Raw genomic sequence first — 7,820 nt, 5'->3', positions numbered from 1 at the left:
TTTAGTTATGGGCATCGATCGAGTTTTAGATGCCAAAAACAGCGACGATGTATTTAAAGGTCGCAGCGATACCATGCTCCTAGTGCGCTTCGATCCTAGCGATAAAACCGTGAGAATGTTGTCTATCCCTCGCGATAGCCGCGTCAGAATCCCCGGCCATGGTTTTACTAAAATCAACGATGCTAACGTTCACGGTGGACCGACTCTAGCGGCAGAAGTGGTCACTAATACTTTAGGGGATGTCACCGTTGATCGCTATGTGCGGGTGACTACCGATGCCTTCAAGGAATTAGTCGATTTAGTCGGGGGTGTAGAAGTTTATGTACCCGAACGAATGTATCATAAAGATGTCACCCAAAAATTAGAAATTGATTTACAAGAGGGTTGGCAAAATCTCAACGGCGACCAAGCAGAACAATTTGCCCGTTTTCGTAACCCGCAATACGGCGATATTGGTCGCGTACAAAGACAACAAATTTTATTAAAAGCACTCCAACAAAAGATTTTTAGTCCGACAATTCTCCCCAGTCTCCCGAAAGCAGTACAGGTTTTACAACAATATATCGATACGAACTTAAGCGTCGAGGAAATGCTGGCTATCGCTAATTTTGGACGGGAAATTAAACAGGATGACTTAAGAATGATCCTACTCCCCGGCCGGTTTAACAACCTCGAGGAATACGATGGTCGCAGTTATTGGATTTTGAACCGTCGCGAAATTAGAACCATTGTGGCTAATAATTTTACCGATAACTATGGGGGGGGAGAAACCTCCGTTTATAGTCTGCGGATTGCCATTCAAAATGCCACCCATACCAAAGGTTTAGCCCGTCGTACTCGCAATTATCTGGCCAAACAGGGCTACACAAATGTTTATATTAGCGATGACTCCTCCCAAAAGCTAGAAACCACCGCAATTATTGCCCAAAAAGGTGATGTTCAGTCCGCTAACCTCTTGAAAAATCAATTGGGAATCGGTAAAGTAGAATCATCCTCCACTGGTGCTTTAGACTCAGACCTAACTATTCGGGTGGGTGATGATGTGTCCCAGTTTTTTGACGCTCAACAGTAACAATGTTGAAAAATTTTTTCAGTCTGGTTTTAATTATTTTGCTGGCGATTCTTTGGCTACTTTTCGCGGCCCGTCCGGTGGCTTTGGCCCAAGATAAAACGATTAACTATAGTTTTGCCCAGCTGCAAGATCGGGATTTTTCCCATCAGGATTTGCGCGGAGGAGTTTTCGCAGCTGCTGCGATGCGGGGAGTTAACCTAGAAGGTGCCGATTTATCCTATAGCATTCTCACCGAGGCTGTCCTCTTAAAAGCTAACTTAAAAGGGGCCGATTTAACCGCCTCTTTGGTAGATAGAGTTACCCTCGATTTTGCCGATTTAACTAATACTATTTTTACCGATGCGATCGCTACTCGCAGCCGTTTTTATGACACAATTATTACCGGGGCCGATTTCACTAACGCGGTGATTGATAACTATCAGGTCAAGTTAATGTGTGAACGGGCCGATGGCATTAATCCAGTCACGGGAGTGGCCACCAGAGATAGTTTAGGCTGTAATTAGGGTTTGCTGAATAAATCTAAAAACCTTGTTGGGTAATAATTTTAGACTTTTTATCAATCAAAAAGTACCAGATCTGGGAGTGATCGGGGGGAAAATCCCTGGACTTTTTCCCTGAAAGTTAGGTAATTGACCCCCTCAAAACCCCACACCCCACACCCCACACCCCACACCCTGTCCCCACAAAAAACTTTTTGCCGCAAACCCTAATTAGCAATTCCGGGCAGATTCTAGCTGACTGCTCAAAAATAGCCTACCCCCTACACCCCGGCTATCTCGATCGAGACAGCCGGGGTGTAGAATAAAAATACTGAGCGAGGCTAAAGAAAGGAGAGGGACTCTTGATAATCGTCATCGATAACTATGATAGTTTTACCTACAATTTAGTCCAGTATTTGGGAGAATTAGCCTCCGAGTTCCCGATCGCTGTGCCGATCGAGGTCTATCGTAATGATAAAATCGACTTGGCCACAATCGAACAAATGCGGCCGGATGGGATTGTCATTTCCCCCGGTCCTGGTCGTCCAGTCGATGCGGGCATATCTCTGGAATTAATCGCCAAATTTGGCCCCCGTTTGCCAATTTTGGGGGTCTGTCTCGGTCATCAAAGTATCGGTCAGGTATTCGGAGGGGATGTGGTCTGGGCCCCAGTCTTGATGCACGGCAAAACTTCCCCAATCTATCACAACAATGAAGGGGTATTTCAAGGCTTAGAAAATCCTTTTACTGCCACCCGTTACCATAGTTTAGTGATCGAGCGCTCCACCATGCCGGATAATTTAGAGATCACGGCCTGGGTAGAAGATGGCACGGTCATGGGAGTCCGTCATCGGGATTACCCCCACATTCAAGGAGTACAATTTCATCCCGAAAGTATTTTAACCACTGCTGGCAAGGAACTTTTAAGAAACTTTCTGCGATCCCTCTAGTGTTTGCTAATCCCCAACCCCTGAAATTAACCTTCAATTGATTAATTCTGCATCTACATTTATGAAAAGGCGAGATTTTATCTTATCGGCGGGGGCAAGTTTCTTAACCGTGGCAGTAAGCTCAGTTTTAGCGGAAACTAAACCGAAACCCACTAACCCCACTTCCCCCCAAAAACCCGATAATTCCCTCTTAGTTCAATGGTTGGGTCATAGTTGCTTTTTATTCACCGGAGGAGGGCAAAGAGTCCTAGTTAATCCTTTCCGGGCAATTGGTTGTACGGCGGGTTTTCCTTTGCCAAAAGTAGAAGCAGATATCGTTTTAATTAGTAGTCAACTGTGGGATGAAGGGGCGGCCGAGGGTTTACCCGGTAATCCGAAAATTTTGTTTGAGCCGGGGGCCTACGATCTGGGTAAATTAAAACTACAGGGTATTAGTATCGCCCACGATCGCATGGGTGGGCAACGTTTCGGTATGAATGTGGCCTGGCGTTGGACCCAAGCGGGGATTAGTATTGTCCATTTAGGGGGGGCAGCGGCCCCAATCGAATTAGAACAAAGAATTCTCCTAGGTTCGCCGGATTTAGCTTTTATTCCCGTGGGAGGTGGTCCAAAAAATTATAATCCCCAAGAAGCAAAACAGGCGATCGAAGTTTTACAACCGCGAATTGCTATACCAACTCAATACTTTACCAGTGCCGCCGATAAAAATGCCTGTGAATTGGTGTCTGTAGATGAGTTTCTCAAGTTAGTCAAGGATAAAAATATCCGTTTGATCGAGGACAATAAATTACGGATTCGTGCCGCCGATTTACCCAAAAAAGGGACGCTCATTCGCGTGTTTGACTACCGCAAACTGTTAGAGAAATCCTAATTTTTAGGAGCCAATGACCTAGTCCTATTGATTAACTAATTTTTTCTCGTGTAACGCACCATCAATTTCCTGATATTCCCCGGGTTACGTTGTTGCTAACTCGCCCTACAGCCCTGATCATAAATCAGGGTTATAATTATTTTTAAGAAATTCCAGAATATTCAGCCCCAAGGAATGTCTATGTTACTACAAGACCTAAAGGAAGAAGCGGTTAAGCTATCACCGAGCGAGCGACTTGCGCTGGTTAGCGCCATTATTGAGTCCTTGCAGAGTACCCCAATTGCTAGACCTGATCGTGCTGGTGCAATTCAACGGATGCGTGGCTTACTCAAAACAGACCAACTTGCACCAACCGACCAAGAAGTAGCTGCCATGTTGGAAGAGCGTCGGCTGGAGAAATACCTTTAGTGAGAGTTTTAATTGATACTAATGTTCTCCTAGATTTTCTATTGCAGAGAGAGCTATTTTTCCAAGATGCAGAACGACTATTTCAGGCGATCGATTCCGGTCAGATCGTCGGGTATGTCACAGCCACAACCCTCACGGACATTTTTTACATTGCTCGAAGACACACGCGCAGTATTGAGCAAGCACGGCAAGCAGTTTCAGAGACATTGACAGCAATGGAAATCTGCCCTGTAAACCGGGAGGTTCTAGAGGTAGCGTTTAGTTCAGGTTTGGCTGATTATGAGGATGGGATTCAGGTTGCTTGTGCTGTAGCTCAAGGACTTGATGCTATCTTGACCCGAGATAATCAAGGGTTTTTGAATTCATCGGTACCTGTGTTATCAGTTCAGGAGTGCTTGCATCGCTTGCAAGAGCCAAATAATAGCAAATCCACCTTATAAAATCAAGTTTACAGGCTTTTTGGTTCGTGAGGGGGTGAGGAGTGAAAAGTGAGCAGTTACAGCCAAAATTTGGCGGCATGGGCAAAGCTCCTTTGTGGCAGATTGATGACAGCATTATTACAGGAGATTTACAGGCTGTCCAAGATAGCCCAACCCACGTTAGCATCATGCCAAGAGTTACAATGGCTCTAGAAAGGTACGAAGCGGCATTGGCAAAGACCCAAAAATATTGGGAAAAGGTGGATTAGTGGCATACACACAATAGGAGTCTATGAAAATGGCATGGATATTTAGTTTATCCGCAGAATGTGGTTCTGATGAGAGCAAGGCCGATAAATTTGCTCAACATTTTCAGGGAATGTCATTGTTGCTGTCAAATGGTCGCCAGTGCCAATGTCGCACAGACACATTCCAAGACATAGAAGAAAATTGGTGGTGTCGCGTTTCACCAAATAATCTTAGCGAAGTGGGAATAGACAGCCCTGAAAGTGCCTATTCAATGACAGAGTTAGGTATTTTACTCTATCAGTCCCTACGATTTGCCCCCACCTTCCGTTATGCACTGGTTGGTGTTGAAGTCGATGAATTTAGAACATACACTGAGCTTATCGAAGAATCATCCAATCTATCTATCCCAGGACTGGTTTTAGCGAAACCACTTGCAGGCGAGCTAGGAATATTGCCAGTATTTCGCTCCTTTAGCCCTAGTTATGTTTGGCAACCTTACGCAGGAGAAGTTTACAACCCGCTGATGACATCGCCAAATCTGAAAAACAAGCTTAATGAACTGCTGGCTGTAAGTTGACCTCACAAGCGAAGAAGGCATAACTAGACCGTTCTCTAAAAATTGCTTTAACAATCTTATTAAAAATGTTTTTGCTGAAAGAATCTCGCTCTTTTTTTAGACAGGGATGGACAATTGCGGTTTTACTAATTGCCCTGCTTGTTTCCCTGCCAATTTTATCGGTTGCCAGTAGTTTATTAACTAATTCCAGTCAAGTCTGGCAACATCTGATCGAAACTGTTCTCTGGGATTATCTAGTTAATTCTTTTTGGTTAATGTGCGGGGTGGGCAGCGGCGTTTTAATCATCGGTGTCGGCACAGCTTGGTTAACAACGATGTGTCAATTTCCCGGTTGTCAACAATTTCAATGGTTATTATTACTACCCCTTGCCGCTCCTGCCTATCTCTTGGCCTATACTTATACCAATATGATGGACTATTTTGGTCCGGTGCAGACGTTCTTAAGAAGTGTTTTCGGTTGGAATAGTGTCGAGGATTATTGGTTTCCTAATATCCGTTCTCTTTGGGGGGGGATTCTGATGTTAATACTGGTGCTTTATCCCTACGTTTATCTGTTAGCAAGGGTCGGTTTTTTAGAGCAATCTGTCTGCACGGTGGAGGCAAGTCGCTCCTTGGGATGTAATCCTTGGCGCAGTTTTTTTACCGTCGCTTTACCCCTAACAAGACCGGCAATTATGGCAGGATTAGCCCTAGCTTTAATGGAAACTCTGAACGATTTTGGTACGGTGCAGTATTTCGGTATTAATGCTTTTACCACGGGGATTTATAATACTTGGTTCGGTATGGGCGATCGCATAGCAGCGGGACAGTTATCCACAGTTTTAATGGTATTTATCCTCGTTTTAGTTTTCCTTGAACAATCCTCCCGTCGTCAAGCTCGTTACTATGAAATGACCAATCGTTTCCAGTCACCGACTAAGTACAAACTGGGATTTATTCGCAGTTTTTTGGCAATTATCTCCTGTTTTGTGCCGGTATTTCTGGGGTTTATTGCCCCTGCTTTCTATCTAGCTTATCTAGCCTTTAATCATGCCCAAGAAACTTTTAATAATGACTTTTTTAGTTTATCGGGAAACAGTTTTTTTCTGGCCAGTTTAAGCGCAATTATTGCGGTAGTTTTAGCTTTAATTCTCGCCTACGGGGAAAGACTTAATCCGAATAAAACTCTTAAGAGTTCTGTGCGGATTGCGGCTGCTGGTTATGCTATCCCCGGCATAGTTATCGCCGTGGGGGTTTTAATTCCTCTCGGTAAATTAGATAACTTTTTCAATCAAGGATTAAATATCAATTTAATTCTGAGCGGCACGATTTTCTGTCTGATTTTTGCCTATATTGTCCGGTTTTTAGCCGTAGCTTTTTCCACGTTAGAATCGAGCTTAAGTAAAATTAAACCTAGTTTAGATGATGCTTCCCGCAGCCTTGGCTATGGCACCGGTGCCACTTTAATTAAAGTGCATATTCCTCTTTTGTCAGGGGGATTATTGACGGCGGCTATGTTAGTTTTTGTCGATGTGATGAAGGAATTACCGGCTACTTTGGTGTTAAGACCTTTTAATTTTGATACCCTAGCGGTGCGCGTTTATCAATACGCCAGTGATGAACGTTTAGTGGAAGCGGCGGCACCAGCCCTGGCCATTGTCCTAGTGGGATTAATTCCGGTAATTTTTTTAAGTTGGCAAATTTCCCGACGGGCGATCGATTAAAGTGGTGGCCGATTCCTAGACAAGTTGGCGATCGGCCAGCCGCTTAGTTCTATTTAGGGTTTGCGGCAAAAAGTTTGTTGGTGGGGTTAGGAGACAGGAGACAGGAGACAGGAGATTATTTTATTTATTCTCCCCACACCCCACACCCCACACCCCACACCCTGCCGCGAGGAAAAACTTTTTCGGTAAATCCTAGTTCTATAGTCTAGTACAAAATAATGTTACAGTTCTTGACAAGACTACTAGAGAGGGGGGGTGTCAGTGATAGGATTCCCTAAAACCCCTTTTCTTTATTTTTGTAGAGAGAACAAAATCCTATGACAGAACTTTCTGGAAAAGCTCCTAAGTTCGGTGGCAGCACGGGCGGTTTACTCGCCAAAGCCGATCTGGAAGAAAAGTACGCCATCACCTGGACAAGCAGCAAAGAACAAGTCTTTGAAATGCCCACCGGTGGCGCCGCTATCATGAACGAAGGCGAAAATCTCCTCTATTTGGCCCGCAAAGAACAGGCGCTCGCTCTTGGTACCCAATTCCGGACGAAATTTAAGCCCAAAATCGAAGATTACAAAATCTATCGGATTTATCCCAGTGGTGAAGTGCAGTATCTCCACCCTGCTGATGGTGTCTTCCCCGAAAAAGTTAACGCTGGTCGTGAATTTTTCGGCAAAAAAGACCGCAATATCGGCAAAAACCCGGAACCGGCGACAATTAAGTTCTCTGGTGTCACTCCCTACGAAGCATAAATAATCCCTAAAATCGAGAGTGGGGAGTTAGATTTAGAAGCTATTTGGCCCCAAGATTTAACTTCTGACTCTCGATTTCTCTGATCGCAATCGCAATCAATTGCTAGTTAGGGTTTACTGAAAAAGTTTTTCCTGGGGTTAGGAGTTAGTGGCCGGTCGTCAGGAGATTGCTTTTATTTATTCTCCTAAGTAGCTGGTTATAATTAAATTAAAAATGGATTTTAGCTTCGATCCCCCCTTAATCCCCCCTTGATAAGGGGGGTGCCGATCCCCCCTTAATCCCCCCTTGATAAGGGGGGTGCCGATCCCCCCTTAATCCCCCCTTGATAAGGGGGGTGCCGATCCCCCC

Annotated in this window: 10 protein-coding genes and 1 pseudogene; all 11 read left to right on the top strand. The window is 44.6% G+C overall.

Features of this window, described 5'->3' with window-relative positions; all coding sequences use genetic code 11:
- On the top strand, nucleotides 1–1,072 hold a 1,072-nt coding region (locus tag PX481_RS27170), incomplete at its 5' end, for an LCP family protein (protein WP_288097049.1).
- 2 nt (nucleotides 1,073–1,074) lie between these two features.
- Complete coding sequence (locus tag PX481_RS27165; RefSeq protein ID WP_002768627.1) at nucleotides 1,075–1,575, top strand: pentapeptide repeat-containing protein; 501 nt, start codon at nucleotides 1,075–1,077, stop codon at nucleotides 1,573–1,575.
- Between the two features lie 338 nt (nucleotides 1,576–1,913).
- Entirely contained in the window at nucleotides 1,914–2,501 is a 588-nt protein-coding gene (locus PX481_RS27160; protein WP_002758465.1) for an anthranilate synthase component II, read from the top strand.
- Nucleotides 2,502–2,562: 61 nt separating this feature from the next.
- The gene (locus tag PX481_RS27155; RefSeq protein WP_002758464.1) at nucleotides 2,563–3,372 is read left to right on the top strand and encodes an MBL fold metallo-hydrolase; all 810 of its coding nucleotides are present in this window, start codon (nucleotides 2,563–2,565) and stop codon (nucleotides 3,370–3,372) included.
- A 180-nt stretch (nucleotides 3,373–3,552) separates the two neighbouring features.
- Nucleotides 3,553–3,780, top strand: a complete 228-nt coding sequence (locus PX481_RS27150) for a hypothetical protein (protein WP_002758463.1) — start codon at nucleotides 3,553–3,555, stop codon at nucleotides 3,778–3,780.
- Nucleotides 3,780–4,220: a type II toxin-antitoxin system VapC family toxin gene (locus PX481_RS27145; protein ID WP_002758462.1), complete on the top strand. Its 441-nt coding sequence runs from the start codon at nucleotides 3,780–3,782 to the stop codon at nucleotides 4,218–4,220. The genes PX481_RS27150 and PX481_RS27145 overlap by 1 nt, the downstream gene beginning before the upstream one ends.
- 65 nt (nucleotides 4,221–4,285) lie before the next feature.
- Nucleotides 4,286–4,468 (top strand): annotated as a pseudogene (locus tag PX481_RS27140) (Tse2 family ADP-ribosyltransferase toxin); the annotation flags it as partial.
- A 29-nt stretch (nucleotides 4,469–4,497) separates the two neighbouring features.
- Nucleotides 4,498–5,025: a hypothetical protein gene (locus tag PX481_RS27135; RefSeq protein ID WP_002758460.1), complete on the top strand. Its 528-nt coding sequence runs from the start codon at nucleotides 4,498–4,500 to the stop codon at nucleotides 5,023–5,025.
- Nucleotides 5,026–5,090: 65 nt separating this feature from the next.
- Nucleotides 5,091–6,728: an ABC transporter permease gene (locus tag PX481_RS27130; RefSeq protein WP_002758458.1), complete on the top strand. Its 1,638-nt coding sequence runs from the start codon at nucleotides 5,091–5,093 to the stop codon at nucleotides 6,726–6,728.
- A 77-nt stretch (nucleotides 6,729–6,805) separates the two neighbouring features.
- Nucleotides 6,806–6,937: a hypothetical protein gene (locus PX481_RS27125; protein WP_288025307.1), complete on the top strand. Its 132-nt coding sequence runs from the start codon at nucleotides 6,806–6,808 to the stop codon at nucleotides 6,935–6,937.
- Nucleotides 6,938–7,045: 108 nt separating this feature from the next.
- Entirely contained in the window at nucleotides 7,046–7,471 is a 426-nt protein-coding gene (locus tag PX481_RS27120) for a photosystem I reaction center subunit II PsaD (protein ID WP_002738785.1), read from the top strand.
- Nucleotides 7,472–7,820 lie beyond the last annotated feature (349 nt).

This window comes from Microcystis sp. M53603_WE2, from assembly GCF_030065435.1.
This window is presented reverse-complemented; position numbering and strand designations above follow the sequence as displayed.

Bases quoted from the DNA above. Each gene is read 5' to 3' on its own strand.
- PX481_RS27165 (WP_002768627.1), top strand. From the start codon at position 1,075: ATGTTGAAAAATTTTTTCAGTCTGGTTTTAATTATTTTGCTGGCGATT.
- PX481_RS27155 (WP_002758464.1), top strand. From the start codon at position 2,563: ATGAAAAGGCGAGATTTTATCTTATCGGCGGGGGCAAGTTTCTTAACC.
- PX481_RS27150 (WP_002758463.1), top strand. From the start codon at position 3,553: ATGTTACTACAAGACCTAAAGGAAGAAGCGGTTAAGCTATCACCGAGC.
- PX481_RS27135 (WP_002758460.1), top strand. From the start codon at position 4,498: ATGGCATGGATATTTAGTTTATCCGCAGAATGTGGTTCTGATGAGAGC.
- PX481_RS27130 (WP_002758458.1), top strand. From the start codon at position 5,091: ATGTTTTTGCTGAAAGAATCTCGCTCTTTTTTTAGACAGGGATGGACA.
- PX481_RS27120 (WP_002738785.1), top strand. From the start codon at position 7,046: ATGACAGAACTTTCTGGAAAAGCTCCTAAGTTCGGTGGCAGCACGGGC.